This window comes from Alteromonas sp. H02 (genome assembly GCF_059682525.1).
In genome coordinates this window covers 281,146-293,479 of record NZ_CM185021.1, presented here as the reverse complement: position 1 = coordinate 293,479, position 12,334 = coordinate 281,146, and the positions used below count along the sequence as shown (strand labels likewise).

Sequence of the window (12,334 nt, the reverse complement as noted above, 5' to 3'; positions counted from 1 at the left end):
GCCGTCATAGAAGTAGCGCACCATATCATCGGGCAAGTTGCGGATCCTGTCTTTACCAGACCAATTGGGATCAGCCAGCCTGACAGGATCCACTACATAGATTTCTGTATTGCCGCCACGGCTGGTGGTAGTAAAGAGCACTTTCTTCGGATCCTCACCGGCCTGCCCCATTATGTAACCATCTACCCTGACTACGTGAGCTTTTATGTCGCTAACAGCGCCGTCTGTGGCTATCACTTCCAGCGTTACCCTGACATCCTGTCGCTTACCATTGTTTACCAGAGAACCGGTGAACAATAGATGATTTGATGAGAGCCAGAAATATTCCTTCAGTCTGCCACCGGCTCCGAGGTTGAGCAGCGGTACATAGTTTGTTGAAGAACGTTCAATCAACCCCACCTGAGCGGCTTCTTCGGTCATTTCAAACAAGGCGATGTACTGACCATCCGGCGATAACGCCGGTGCGCTGAACTGTTGATTGGTAAACAAACTTATTGCCGGTACCGGCGCAGCGATTCTGCCCGCGTCATCCTGGGCATATCCCCATAGACTCACTACAGTGAATAACCACGGCGTCCATCTCATTGCTGCTCCTCCAGCCCGGCTATCAGGGAGTAGAAACGGTCCTGGCCCAGGCCAGCATAAAACATATCACGACTGGTTAGTAACCCGGGGAAATATTTTTCCATGAACAGCTGTGCATTGGCGGCTCTGTTTTCCAGCTCGATGTGATTGGCAAAGAAGTAATAAAAAGGCTGCTCAACCGTTAAATGCCCGACATAATTAATCCGCCCCGGTTTAACCTCAAAACGCCACTCGTCCTCATTGAGACTGGTGCGGTAATAGAAGTTGTAATCGATGCGACCGAAATGATACTCACATGCTTTCACCGGTAACAGAATATAATTTTCACCGGCGGATAAATCTTCGTGGGTAAGTTTGAGGTTTTCTTCGCCCCACACATAAAGTGCCTGTAGATCGTAATCATTAACCAGACCAATCAGCAGGTAGCCCTGATTAGTCTCTACCAGTTTGTCGGTATCTTGTTTTTGAGAGGAAACACTGGTGGCTGCGCAGCCGGCCAGAAACAATAGGATGCTGCTCAATAGCATCAGGTAGAAGACACGCTTTCCTTGCATAATCAAAGCCCTGAAGAAAAATCACTACAGGACTTAGCCTATCAGTTGTTATATAACTCAACAACTTTCATTGTTTTATCCAGCGCACCGCTATTTTGCGCCAGCACGGCGTAACCGGCAAGGCCAGCCTGTTCAGCGGCATCAGCATCATTGCACCAGGCGAGAGTAAGCTCTGTCATGGCATCAGCATCGTCAACGATAAACAGTGCACCGGATTCTGCTAATTTGGCGCAGATCACCGGGTTGTTGTAGGTATTCGGTCCCATTATAACCGGCAGTTTTCTGGCTGCCGGTTCAAGCGCATTGTGGCCTCCTCGATCGGCAATACTGCCGCCGACAAAAGCAAAATCGGCCACGCTGTACACCGCATTGAGCTTACCCATTTCATTCACCAGCAACACGTTGCAATCATCGGATACACTGTCGACCGACGCACTTTGTGTCATGGTTAAGCCGGATTTTTGGATCAGTCGGGCTACTGTTTCGAACCGCTCAGGATAGCGGGGGACCAGTACCAGCAAGAGCTCCGAACACTGTTTTTTGACCGCCTGGTAGGTTTGCAGCAATACCGTTTCCTCAGGGTCATGGGTACTTCCCCCCACAAGAACTTTCCGGTTACTGTGTTCCAGCCCTAAAAAGCCGCTTACAGAGGCATCCAGGGCAGAGGCCTGGTCGAATTTAATATTATTCGTCAGCGTGAGCTTACTTTCCGGCATGCCTAAAAATCGGTAGTTAGCATAATCCCTGTCGCCCTGCGCACACACATGGGCCAGTTTTTTAAGCATTGGCTCGAACAGGATGGGGAACTTCGCATACCGCCGCGCCGAGCGATCGGTCATTCTGGCATTGACCACCAGTACCGGAATGTCACGTTTCCAGCAGGCATGGATCAGGTTAGGCCAGAGCTCAACTTCAGTGATAAAAACCACGCTGGGTTTAATCCGTCTCAACATGCCCGCCATGGCCATGTGTAAGTCATAGGGCAGGTAAAAGTGATGCACCTTATCACCAAAAATTGCACGAACCCGGGCCGAACCGGTAGGCGTGGTAGTGGTAACCGTTATCTGGCGCTCTGGCTGCTCCTGCATAATGCGTTTAATCAGAACCGACGCCGCGACCACCTCACCCACCGACACACAATGAAACAGATAGCCATTGGCTTTCGGTGCGTGTGCCACGTAGCCAAACCGCTCAAAGCGGCGGCGGTTATAGTCTTTCTGGCGAGTCATGTCGCGTTTAATAAGAGTGAAAAAAGCAAATGGAATGAGCAGTGCCAGAATACAGGAGTAGAGCCAGCGAAAGGCGTCCTGATACCACTTAGGAGAATATGTTGCGCGTTGCTTGCTCATGTTGCCTTGTACACCGTTATGCTGGCCGTCATCAAAATGTCGTGAAGTTTTGTTTCACTGACACACAGGTTTCTCACGTTTATTTTTATTGCATGTCATCAAGTGCCACCAAACCCGCAGTGCTTATCATCAGGTTAAGTGCAATGGGCGATATTGTAATGGCCTCAGGTCTGCCGTCCAGCTTAAAACAGCATTTTGACAACGATGTGACTATATCCTGGCTGGTTGAAAGCCCCTATGCCGCCCTGGTGGCGGGCCACCCGGATGTAGATAACGTTATTACCTGGCCAAAACAGGAATGGCGGGCGTTGGCTAAATCACGACAATATATTGCGCTGTTTAAGGCGCTACTACAGTTTCGGCGCAGCTTAAGAGCTTTACGATTCGATCTGGTTGTTGACGCTCAGGGATTACTTAAGAGTGCATTGTTAGCCTGGTTCACCGGCGCGCATAAACGGGTAGGGTTCAACAGTAAGGAACACAGTCAGTGGTTTTTAACCGAGGCTTTCGATAAGCCCCTGTCAGATGACATTAGCAGCGAGTACAAATTTCTGGCCAGTAAGTTTAGTAACTCACCTTATCAACTTACCCTTCAGGTAAGTGAGCAGGATCGGGTAACTGTGCATAACCTTCTGGAAGAAAGAGGCTTTCACGGCAACTTTATCGTAATCGCCCCTTTTACAACGCGCCCTCAGAAGCATTGGCTACTGCCCTACTGGCACGAACTCATTGCTATGCTGGGAAAGGATGGGTATCAGGTGATAATCCTTGGTGGGCCGGCCGATAAGAACAGTGCTGAGCATCTTGCCGGCGGTAATTCACACTGCCATAGCCTGGCTGGCTCATTAAGCTTAACTCAGAGTGCTGCCGTAATTGAGCGATGCGCGGCGCTTCTCGGTGTTGATACCGGCCTGACGCACATGAGCATGGTTTATCAACGCCCCACCGTGGCTATCTTCGGTTCGACCCGGCCGTATACGCGAACCCAGAACCCTCATGCCCGTATTCTGTATGCAGACTTAAGTTGCGCCCCTTGCAAGCGTCGCCCTGTCTGTGACGGCCGTTTTGACTGTATGCAGGCAATCACCCCCGAGCAGGTGTTCAGCACACTGCAAGGACTGCAATAACCATGCGTGTTATGCATCTGGAACTGGGCCGGCATTTGTATGGCGGTGCCAAACAGGTGGAATACCTGATTAAAGCGATTGCTGTACAAAGCAACACCGTTGAACAACACCTGGTGTGTGCTGAAGGCAGTGACATTGCCGCTTTGGGTCTTAGTGAATGTGAAACACACGCGCTGCCCTACGCAGGTGAACCGGACATCAGCATTTTGTGGCGTCTGGCCGGGCTGGTCAGGGCGTTACAACCTGACGTTATACATGTACACAGTCGTCGCGGTGCCGATCTCTGGGGCGCAATAATAGCCAGATATACTGGTATACCAGCTATTTGTACGCGGCGGGTTGATAACCCGGAGTCTGCCATAAGCTGCCTGAAATATGCCCAGTATCAAGCCGTTATCAGTATTTCTGAAGGGGTGCGGAGAGTGGTTTCGCAGCGTTGTCCGGCATCGGTACTTCAACAGGTCATCCATTCATCGGTGGACTTCTCGGAGTTTCATTATGCTGCAGACCCCGACTGGTTTCGCCGTCAGTTTGCCATACCAGAGGGGTACCGGGTATTGGCAAACTTCGCCCAGTTTATCGACCGCAAAGGTCAGCGCGACATCATTGCGGCAATGAAACGGGTTATTGCAATGCAGCCTGCCACTATCTGTTTACTATTTGGAAAAGGCGGTCTGGCTGACGTTTATCAGCGTCAGATAGACCAGGCAGGGATAAGCGATAATGTTCGCCTGTGCGGCTTTACCGAACAGGTGGCCAGAATACTGCCCAATATTGATTTGCTGGTACATCCGGCGCATGCCGAAGGCCTTGGCGTTATTTTGTTGCAAGCCGGTGCCTGTAAAGTACCGGTGATCGCCAGCCCGTCCGGGGGTATTCCGGAAATTATAAAGCACGAGCAAACTGGCTGGCTGACGCCGGCCGGCGACTCAGAAAAATTAGCCGCAGCCATATGCACTGCCCTGGACAATGACGCGTTAAGGCATAACTACGGTGACTCTCTATTTGAGCATGTTAGTACTCACTTTTCTACTAACGCTATGGCAAATGGATATTTAAGTCTGTATCAACAAATTAAGGGATAGGCCGGCTGGAGCACAAACTCAAACCCTTTTATACTGGCGGGGACCACTCAAATTATAGGTTCCGTTGTGATGAAACCCAGCCGTTTAATGTTATCGCCGCTGCTACTGACTCTGGTATTGCTTTTTGTTCCTCCGGTTTATGCTGACACACCCCCCTTTGCGCCGCCGGAAAAGGAATTAATGGTACCGGTGGAAGGCGGCAAAGTGTATGTCAGGCTTAACGGTTTAGCCCATAAGGCAGCGATACCGGTTATCTTTATTCATGGCGGGCCCGGCGGCACACACAACGGCTTTGCCGGTATGACTGGTCTTGCAGATAACCGCATGGTGATCATGTACGACCAGCTCGACAGCGGCAAGTCTGAGCAAACCAACAACCCGGACAACTGGCGCGTAGAAAGGTTTGTTGAATCTATCGAGACTATTCGCCAACACTTGAATATTCCACGTTGGCATGTGGTGGGTCACAGCTGGGGATCGGCACTGGCACTGGAATATACCGCCAGGTACCCCAACAAGGTGGTATCCACTGTCCTTGGCGGTACGTTTATCTCTACCCCGCACTGGATCATGGATGCTAACTTGCTGGTTAAAGCAGCGCCACAATCAGTACAGCAAACACTACGTGAGTGCGAGTCGGCAGAACCGCCTGAGGAAGACCAGTGCAGCGCGGCTTATACCAAGCTATATTCCGCGTTCTACACACCGGGCACGGCAACTAAGGCTGAACGGGATTATTACCTCAATGTCGGCGGAAATGGCTTCAATCCGGTGATTTACAACGCCATGTGGGGCCCCAGTGAATTTTCCTCTACCGGGGTATTAAAGCATTACGATGCAACCCACTTACTCAGCCGTGTCAATCCGGCTAAAACCCTGTTTATGATTGGGCAGTACGACTCAGCCCGCATCGATACGGTCCAGGATTACCTGGCTTTAACCCCGGGGGCTGAACTTGCGGTTGTACCAGGCGGTGCGCACGGTTTTTACGGTGACCGACCGGTAATCACGCAGGCGATATTAACCAGTTGGCTTAAACGGCACGACCCGGACTAGGCCGGAATACCAATCCCCTGTTCCTGGGTAGGTGGATAACCAAAGGCCTTTTTATAGTCACGGCTAAACTGAGAAATACTGGTATAGCCCACCTCACTGGCAACCTGCGACACACCGCAACTTTGGCGGCTCAGTATGGCCTGCGCTTTTAGCAACCGGCAACGTTTGAGGTACTGGATGGGCGATGTCTGAGTTATCTGTTTAAAACTGGCGTGGTAACCTGATACGCTCATGCCTGCCTCCCTGGCCAGGGTAGTGACATTAAATTCACCATCCAGGTTAGCCGAAATCTGTTTCAGCGAACGGGCTATCCGCGCGTAATGCCCACCATCGGCAGCAAGCGCTCTAAGCGCATACCCGTGGGGGCCTTTTAACGCTTCGTAAGTGAGTTCCTTAAGCCGTGCACGCCCTAAAACTGCGGCAACAGCCGGATCTGCCCCACCCTCCAGCAGCTTGACTACTGCATAGGCCATCTCGCTATGCATGGGGACTGACACTGTAGGCTCCAGACGGTCAGATTCCATACACGTCCCAGGCAGGCCCTGCACCAATTCGGCGACGATTGCCGGATCGAAATCGATACGAACACCAATGGCGGGCGATTCTCTACTCCCGATGGTTTCGCAGTAAAAAGGGATTGGCAGGGTTTGCAAAAGATACTGACCAGGTCCGTAATGAAACTCGCGGCTACCCACGCGGCCAATTTTATGGCCTTGCAACACAACAGCTATTCCAGGGTTATAAATAAACGGACGAGCAGGACGGTGGTGGCAACTATGGAATACCGTGAGGCCGGGTATGGCAGTTGTGATAACCCCTTCCCGGGGTAATAACTGGTTAACCTTGTCGAGCAGGGTCAGATGGTAAGGGTGACTAACACCAGTTGTTGTTAACGGCATTTCTTTGCTGATGGACATAGTAATTCCTGCCTAAGTGACAAAGAGAATTATGCAACGATGTGGGGACATTAACCAGCAAAACACTACTTGTTTAGAGTAATAGTCAAAATCAATGGAGGAATGTTAAAGCTTTGATACGGTTAATTACGCACAATAGACCGTCTTACACCATGAGGATATATAATGAACACTAAAGCTTACGGAGCCACCGCCCCGGATTCAGGGGTAAACCCATTAACGATTCAACGACGCTCACTGCGGGATGATGATGTTGCCATCAGTATTGATTATTGCGGCGTGTGTCATTCAGATATTCATACCGTCGAAAATGACTGGGGACGCACAAGCTACCCGATTGTTCCCGGCCATGAAATTGTCGGCACCGTTACGGCAGTAGGCCCACAAGTAAGCAAATACAACGTAGGCGATACCGTGGGTGTGGGCTGTCTGGTTGACTCCTGCGGGACCTGCCCGGCCTGTGACGACCACCAGGAACAGTTTTGTGATGAAGGTATTCATGGTACATACGGTGGTACAGACCGTATCGATGGCACACCTAACCAGGGCGGTTATGCCGAGTCGATTGTGGTAAAAGAACGCTTTGTTCTGGCTATCCCTGATGGGCTGGATCCGGCGGCTGCAGCGCCGATTCTCTGCGCCGGTATTACCACTTACTCACCGTTAAAATACGCGGGTGTTAAACAGGGCGACAAGGTTGGCGTACTGGGTATGGGCGGTCTGGGGCATATGGGCGTTAAGTTTGCCAAAGCCATGGGCGCAGAAGTCACTATTTTCACCCGTTCAGAGTCAAAAGTAGAGGAAGCACTACAGCAAGGTGCGGATCACGTGATCATCTCAACCGACGACCAACAGATGCAAGCCGCAACGGAGCAATTTGACTATCTGCTTGATACTATTCCGGTTGAACACGATTTTAACCCCTATTTGAATTGCCTGAAATACAACGGTACACACATTGTTGTAGGGCAACTAACGCCGCTGGAACCAGCTCTTAACACTGGTGCTTTGGTTATGAAACGGCGTTCGATTCTTGGCTCGCTGATTGGCGGGCTGGCAGAAACTCAGGAAGTGCTGGACTTTTGTTCTGCTCACAACATTAGCTGTGATATCGAAATGCTCGACATTCAGCACATCAACGCCGCTTATGAGCGAATGAAGAAAGGTGATGTGAAGTACCGCTTTGTTATTGATATGAACAGCCTCAGAAATAGCTGATTCAAACAGCTTGCAAAGGTGGCAAGCCATGCGCTACGCCTTTGCATAGCTAACTATCTATGTTTGAAAGAGACAAATAGAAAACTGTGTAGCTGTTTATTTTTGACACAGTTTTAAAAGTCTCAATTTTAATAGAATAAAATCATAATATTCATGAGGATAGAAACTATTCTCAAAATCAACCTTAATCCTGATTTTGTAAAAATGGGCGCTGCATTGCTTTGAATGGAATATAGGCTTAAAAACGTAGATATCAGATATAAAGTTTTACTTAATACAGCATAAAAATAAACTTAACTGAAGAAAGACCTCTTTTTAAATCTTTTTTATCAGCAAGTTAATCTGCCCATACTCGACTTAACAAGGCTTTAGCTAATAATCCAGCTTAAACACCTTATTCTGCAAGTCTGTACGTATCGAAGAGAATAAAAAAGCCGCTCCAAAGAGCGGCTTTTTTTAAACGCTTAGAAAGTCGCGATTAAACGCCAGCTTTCTCAACAACGTCAACCAACATCCAAGATTTGTTCTTAGAGATGGGTGCACACTCGCGAACAGTAACTGTATCGCCTTCGTTGCACACGTTGCTTTCGTCATGAGCGTGCAGTTTAGTAGTACGCTTGATGAACTTCCCGTAGATAGGGTGTTTTACAAAACGTTCTACCGCAACAGTAATGGTTTTATCCATTTTGTTGCTAACCACACGACCTTGTACTGTACGAATTTTTTGCTCAGTCATTACGCATCAGCCTTTTGAGTCAGAATGGTTTTAACACGCGCGATGCTGCGACGCACTTTCTTCAACTGGTCGGTTTTTTCAAGCTGGCCAGTTGAATGCTGCATGCGTAAGTTGAACTGTTCGCGTAGCAGGTTTAATAACTCTGCATTCAGCTCTTCTACGCTTTTTTCTTTCAGTTCAGCTGCTTTCATTACATCACCGTCCGAGTTACAAAGGTTGTTTTAAATGGCAGTTTTGCCGCAGCCAAAGTAAACGCTTCGCGTGCCAGAGCTTCAGGAACACCTTCCATCTCATAAAGAACACGACCAGGTTGAATTTGGCATACCCAGTACTCAACGTTACCCTTACCTTTACCTTGACGAACCTCAAGAGGCTTCTCAGTAATTGGTTTGTCAGGGAAAACCCGAATCCAGATTTTACCTTGACGCTTAACGTGACGAGTCATGGCACGACGTGCAGCCTCAATTTGGCGCGCAGTCATTCGACCACGACCAACCGCTTTAAGACCGTAAGTACCAAAGGCAACAGTCGCTCCCGCAGCTGTACCGCGGTTGCGGCCTTTGTGCATTTTACGGAATTTCATGCGTTTTGGTTGTAACATGATTAGCCCTCTCGCTTAGCGTTGCGGCCTTTCTTCTTAGGTTGAGCTGGCGCAGCCGGCTCCTGGTTTGTAGGCAGACCGCCCAGAACCTCACCTTTGAAGATCCATACTTTTACGCCGATGATACCGTAAGTAGTAGACGCTTCAGAAGTCGCGTAATCGATATCCGCACGGAAAGTGTGCAGAGGAACACGACCTTCACGGTACCATTCAGAACGTGCAATCTCTGCACCGCCTAAACGACCGCTAACTTCTACTTTGATACCTTTTGCGCCAAGGCGCATTGCGTTTTGAACCGCACGCTTCATAGCACGACGGAACATTACACGGCGTTCCAGCTGGCTTGAAATGCTGTCAGCAACTAACTGACCATCCAGCTCTGGCTTGCGTACTTCAGCAATGTTGATCTGAGCAGGCACACCGGCCAGCTTAGAAACATAGTTACGCAGCTTTTCAACGTCTTCACCTTTCTTACCGATTACTACGCCTGGACGAGCAGTGTGAATAGTCACACGGATGCTCTTAGCAGGACGCTCGATCACGATTTTAGACAGTGAAGCGTTTTTCAGTTGTTTTGTCAGGTACTGACGTACCTGATGGTCATTGTACAGGTTATCTGCATAATCTGCGGTATTAGCGTACCAGGTAGAAGTCCATGGTTTACTGATACCCAGGCGTATACCTGTAGGATGTACCTTCTGTCCCATTATCTACTCCTAGTTATCCGCTACAACCACAGTGATGTGACTGCTACGCTTAAAGATACGATCCGCACGGCCTTTGGCACGTGGCTTGATACGTTTCATAGTTGGGCCTTCGTCAACGAAGATCTTAGCGACGCGCAGTTCATCAATATCTGCACCTTCGTTATGCTCTGCGTTAGCGATTGCTGATTCCAGAACTTTCTTGATCAGCGTAGCGCTTTTCTTAGGGCTGTACGTTAAAAGCTCAAGCGCTTTTTCTACGTGCATACCGCGAACTTGATCCGCAACCAAGCGTGCTTTTTGAGCCGACGTGCGGGCAAAACGGTGTTTAGCTAATGCTTCCATCTTCCTACCCCTTAACGTTTAGCTTTCTTATCCGCGACATGGCCGCGGTAAGTACGCGTTGGCGCAAATTCGCCCAACTTGTGGCCGACCATTTCGTCACTAATGATGACAGGTACATGTTGGCGACCGTTATGGACTGCAATGGTCAACCCAATCATATCTGGGATGATGATAGAACGACGAGACCAGGTTTTAATTGGTTTACGTTCGTTCTTTTCCACTGCAGCCTCTACCTTCTTCAGCAAGTGAAGGTCGATAAATGGACCTTTCTTGAGAGAACGTGGCATGGTGAATCCTCGCTATTATTTATTACGACGACGTACGATAAGCTTATCGGTACGCTTGTTGCTTCGGGTTTTCTTACCTTTAGTAGGAACACCCCAAGGAGTTACTGGGTGACGACCGCCAGAAGTACGACCTTCACCACCACCGTGTGGGTGGTCAACCGGGTTCATTACAACACCACGAACGGTTGGACGAACACCACGCCAGCGGCTTGCACCAGCTTTACCTAATGAACGAAGCATGTGCTCTGCGTTGCCCACTTCACCAATGGTGGCGCGGCAATCAGATAATACTTTGCGCATTTCGCCTGAACGCAGACGTAAAGTAACGTAGTTACCGTCGCGAGCCAGGATCTGTGCACTACCACCGGCAGAACGTGCAATTTGTGCACCCTTGCCAGGCTTCATTTCAATCGCGTGTACAACGGTACCCACTGGCATGTTGCGCATAGGCATAGCGTTACCCGCTTTGATAGGCGCATTTGAACCAGATTGGATAGCGTCACCAGCCTGGATACCCTTAGGAGCCAGGATGTAATTACGCTCACCATCTGCATACAGTACTAATGCAATGTTTGCAGAACGGTTAGGATCATATTCTAAACGCTCAACTTTTGCTGGGATGCCGTCCTTATTACGTTTAAAGTCAATTACACGGTAATGATGCTTGTGACCACCACCGATATGACGTGTAGTAATACGACCATTGTTGTTACGGCCGCCAGACTTGCTGTTCTTTTCCAGCAAAGGTGCATAAGGCGCACCTTTATGCAGGTCAGGGTTAACAACCTGAACTACGTGACGACGACCGGGAGAAGTTGGCTTAGCTTTCATTAATGGCATTTCTAATCCCCTTCTTACTCAGCACCACCGACAAAGTCGATGTCCTGACCTTCTTTAAGCGCTACATACGCTTTTTTCCAGTCGCTGCGTTTACCGAAAGACATACCGTGACGCTTGGTTTTACCCTTAACGTTAACAGTACGAACCGAATCCACTTCAACCTCGAACAGTTTCTCAACTGCTGCTTTGATTTCTGCTTTGTTCGCGTCTTTAGCTACTTTAAATACAACTGTGTTACCCGCTTCAGCAGCCATGGTAGACTTTTCTGAAACGTGTGGTGCCTTAAGCACTTTTAGTAGACGTTCTTCTTTCATGCTAACGCCTCCTCAAGTTGTTTCACTGCATCAGCAGTGATAAGTACTTTTTCAAATGCAATCAGGCTGACCGGGTCGATACCTGCTGCGTCGCGTACGTCAACCTTGTACAGGTTACGAGCGGCCAGGAACAGGTTTTCTTCAACTTCTGGAGTTACGATAAGAACATCGTTTAATTCCAGTTCGTTCAGCTTAGCAACCAGAGCTTTTGTCTTAGGTGTATCAACACCGAACTTTTCAACCACTACCAGACGGTCTTGGCGAACCAGTTCAGACAGGATGCTCTTAATCGCACCACGATACATTTTCTTGTTAACTTTTTGATCAAAGTTACGAGGCTTGGCAGCAAATGCACGGCCACCACCAACCCAGATTGGGCTGCGGATTGTACCGGCACGAGCACGGCCAGTACCTTTTTGACGCCATGGCTTCTTACCACCACCACGTACTTCAGAACGTGTCTTTTGTGCTTTAGTACCCTGACGAGCACCATTGCCGTAAGCAACGACTACCTGGTGTACCAGGGCTTCGTTGAATTCACGTCCAAAGGTCGCTTCGGATACTTCAAGAGCGCTTTGCGCGTCTTTCAATGTTAATTCCATCAGTTCAACTCCCA

Annotated in this window: 16 protein-coding genes; 4 read left to right on the top strand and 12 right to left on the bottom strand. The window is 49.2% G+C overall.

What is annotated here, in order from left to right; genetic code table 11:
* Positions 1-581: 581 nt before the first annotated feature.
* Both AC566Q_RS01380 and AC566Q_RS01375 read right to left on the bottom strand, forming a co-directional pair.
* On the bottom strand, positions 582-1,139 hold the full coding sequence (locus AC566Q_RS01380; protein WP_499612867.1) for a hypothetical protein: 558 nt from the start codon (positions 1,137-1,139) through the stop codon (positions 582-584).
* Between the two features lie 41 nt (positions 1,140-1,180).
* Positions 1,181-2,488 (bottom strand): 3-deoxy-D-manno-octulosonic acid transferase, encoded by a 1,308-nt coding sequence (locus AC566Q_RS01375; protein ID WP_499612866.1) that lies wholly within the window; start codon positions 2,486-2,488, stop codon positions 1,181-1,183.
* 143 nt (positions 2,489-2,631) lie between these two features.
* Here AC566Q_RS01375 and AC566Q_RS01370 point away from each other — a divergent pair, with 143 nt between their 5' ends.
* The 3 genes from AC566Q_RS01370 (at position 2,632) to AC566Q_RS01360 (ending at position 5,756) form a co-directional block, all read left to right on the top strand.
* On the top strand, positions 2,632-3,615 hold the full coding sequence (locus tag AC566Q_RS01370) for a glycosyltransferase family 9 protein (RefSeq protein WP_499612864.1): 984 nt from the start codon (positions 2,632-2,634) through the stop codon (positions 3,613-3,615).
* Between the two features lie 2 nt (positions 3,616-3,617).
* On the top strand, positions 3,618-4,700 hold the full coding sequence (locus AC566Q_RS01365; protein ID WP_499612862.1) for a glycosyltransferase family 4 protein: 1,083 nt from the start codon (positions 3,618-3,620) through the stop codon (positions 4,698-4,700).
* 69 nt (positions 4,701-4,769) lie between these two features.
* Positions 4,770-5,756, top strand: coding sequence for a proline iminopeptidase-family hydrolase (locus AC566Q_RS01360; protein WP_499617320.1), 987 nt, complete (start codon positions 4,770-4,772; stop codon positions 5,754-5,756).
* On the opposite strand, the gene AC566Q_RS01355 is transcribed toward AC566Q_RS01360, so the two are convergent.
* On the bottom strand, positions 5,753-6,673 hold the full coding sequence (locus tag AC566Q_RS01355) for an AraC family transcriptional regulator (RefSeq protein WP_499612860.1): 921 nt from the start codon (positions 6,671-6,673) through the stop codon (positions 5,753-5,755). The genes AC566Q_RS01360 and AC566Q_RS01355 overlap by 4 nt on opposite strands.
* Before the next feature lie 165 nt (positions 6,674-6,838).
* Here AC566Q_RS01355 and AC566Q_RS01350 point away from each other — a divergent pair, with 165 nt between their 5' ends.
* Positions 6,839-7,891 carry an NAD(P)-dependent alcohol dehydrogenase gene (locus AC566Q_RS01350; protein ID WP_499612858.1) on the top strand — a complete coding sequence of 351 codons (1,053 nt, stop codon included), beginning with the start codon at positions 6,839-6,841 and terminating at the stop codon, positions 7,889-7,891.
* A 478-nt stretch (positions 7,892-8,369) separates the two neighbouring features.
* Here AC566Q_RS01350 and rpsQ read toward each other — a convergent pair whose 3' ends face one another.
* Genes rpsQ through rplD form a run of 9 tightly spaced genes read right to left on the bottom strand, consistent with a single transcriptional unit; the run spans position 8,370 to position 12,320 of the window.
* Positions 8,370-8,627: a 30S ribosomal protein S17 gene (rpsQ, locus tag AC566Q_RS01345; RefSeq protein WP_070177563.1), complete on the bottom strand. Its 258-nt coding sequence runs from the start codon at positions 8,625-8,627 to the stop codon at positions 8,370-8,372.
* Positions 8,627-8,818, bottom strand: a complete 192-nt coding sequence (gene rpmC, locus AC566Q_RS01340; protein WP_070177562.1) for a 50S ribosomal protein L29 — start codon at positions 8,816-8,818, stop codon at positions 8,627-8,629. The genes rpsQ and rpmC overlap by 1 nt, the downstream gene beginning before the upstream one ends.
* A complete protein-coding gene (gene rplP / locus AC566Q_RS01335; RefSeq protein ID WP_105935539.1) occupies positions 8,818-9,228 on the bottom strand; it encodes a 50S ribosomal protein L16 in 411 nt (136 codons plus the stop codon). Before rplP ends, rpmC begins: the two co-directional genes overlap by 1 nt.
* Before the next feature lie 2 nt (positions 9,229-9,230).
* A complete protein-coding gene (rpsC, locus tag AC566Q_RS01330; protein WP_273641841.1) occupies positions 9,231-9,935 on the bottom strand; it encodes a 30S ribosomal protein S3 in 705 nt (234 codons plus the stop codon).
* A gap of 9 nt (positions 9,936-9,944) precedes the next feature.
* Complete coding sequence (gene rplV, locus AC566Q_RS01325; protein WP_105935538.1) at positions 9,945-10,277, bottom strand: 50S ribosomal protein L22; 333 nt, start codon at positions 10,275-10,277, stop codon at positions 9,945-9,947.
* 11 nt (positions 10,278-10,288) lie between these two features.
* Positions 10,289-10,564 carry a 30S ribosomal protein S19 gene (gene rpsS / locus AC566Q_RS01320; protein WP_499612856.1) on the bottom strand — a complete coding sequence of 92 codons (276 nt, stop codon included), beginning with the start codon at positions 10,562-10,564 and terminating at the stop codon, positions 10,289-10,291.
* Positions 10,565-10,579: 15 nt separating this feature from the next.
* Positions 10,580-11,404: a 50S ribosomal protein L2 gene (rplB, locus tag AC566Q_RS01315; protein WP_499612854.1), complete on the bottom strand. Its 825-nt coding sequence runs from the start codon at positions 11,402-11,404 to the stop codon at positions 10,580-10,582.
* 14 nt (positions 11,405-11,418) lie between these two features.
* A complete protein-coding gene (rplW, locus tag AC566Q_RS01310; protein WP_105935536.1) occupies positions 11,419-11,718 on the bottom strand; it encodes a 50S ribosomal protein L23 in 300 nt (99 codons plus the stop codon).
* A complete protein-coding gene (gene rplD, locus AC566Q_RS01305) occupies positions 11,715-12,320 on the bottom strand; it encodes a 50S ribosomal protein L4 (protein ID WP_499612853.1) in 606 nt (201 codons plus the stop codon). Before rplD ends, rplW begins: the two co-directional genes overlap by 4 nt.
* Positions 12,321-12,334: the final 14 nt, after the last annotated feature.

Coding starts and splice junctions, on each gene's coding strand:
- AC566Q_RS01380 (WP_499612867.1), bottom strand. CDS start 1,139: ATGCAAGGAAAGCGTGTCTTCTACCTGATGCTATTGAGCAGCATCCTA.
- AC566Q_RS01375 (WP_499612866.1), bottom strand. CDS start 2,488: ATGAGCAAGCAACGCGCAACATATTCTCCTAAGTGGTATCAGGACGCC.
- AC566Q_RS01370 (WP_499612864.1), top strand. CDS start 2,632: ATGGGCGATATTGTAATGGCCTCAGGTCTGCCGTCCAGCTTAAAACAG.
- AC566Q_RS01365 (WP_499612862.1), top strand. CDS start 3,618: ATGCGTGTTATGCATCTGGAACTGGGCCGGCATTTGTATGGCGGTGCC.
- AC566Q_RS01360 (WP_499617320.1), top strand. CDS start 4,770: ATGAAACCCAGCCGTTTAATGTTATCGCCGCTGCTACTGACTCTGGTA.
- AC566Q_RS01355 (WP_499612860.1), bottom strand. CDS start 6,673: ATGTCCATCAGCAAAGAAATGCCGTTAACAACAACTGGTGTTAGTCAC.
- AC566Q_RS01350 (WP_499612858.1), top strand. CDS start 6,839: ATGAACACTAAAGCTTACGGAGCCACCGCCCCGGATTCAGGGGTAAAC.
- rpsQ (WP_070177563.1), bottom strand. CDS start 8,627: ATGACTGAGCAAAAAATTCGTACAGTACAAGGTCGTGTGGTTAGCAAC.
- rpmC (WP_070177562.1), bottom strand. CDS start 8,818: ATGAAAGCAGCTGAACTGAAAGAAAAAAGCGTAGAAGAGCTGAATGCA.
- rplP (WP_105935539.1), bottom strand. CDS start 9,228: ATGTTACAACCAAAACGCATGAAATTCCGTAAAATGCACAAAGGCCGC.
- rpsC (WP_273641841.1), bottom strand. CDS start 9,935: ATGGGACAGAAGGTACATCCTACAGGTATACGCCTGGGTATCAGTAAA.
- rplV (WP_105935538.1), bottom strand. CDS start 10,277: ATGGAAGCATTAGCTAAACACCGTTTTGCCCGCACGTCGGCTCAAAAA.
- rpsS (WP_499612856.1), bottom strand. CDS start 10,564: ATGCCACGTTCTCTCAAGAAAGGTCCATTTATCGACCTTCACTTGCTG.
- rplB (WP_499612854.1), bottom strand. CDS start 11,404: ATGCCATTAATGAAAGCTAAGCCAACTTCTCCCGGTCGTCGTCACGTA.
- rplW (WP_105935536.1), bottom strand. CDS start 11,718: ATGAAAGAAGAACGTCTACTAAAAGTGCTTAAGGCACCACACGTTTCA.
- rplD (WP_499612853.1), bottom strand. CDS start 12,320: ATGGAATTAACATTGAAAGACGCGCAAAGCGCTCTTGAAGTATCCGAA.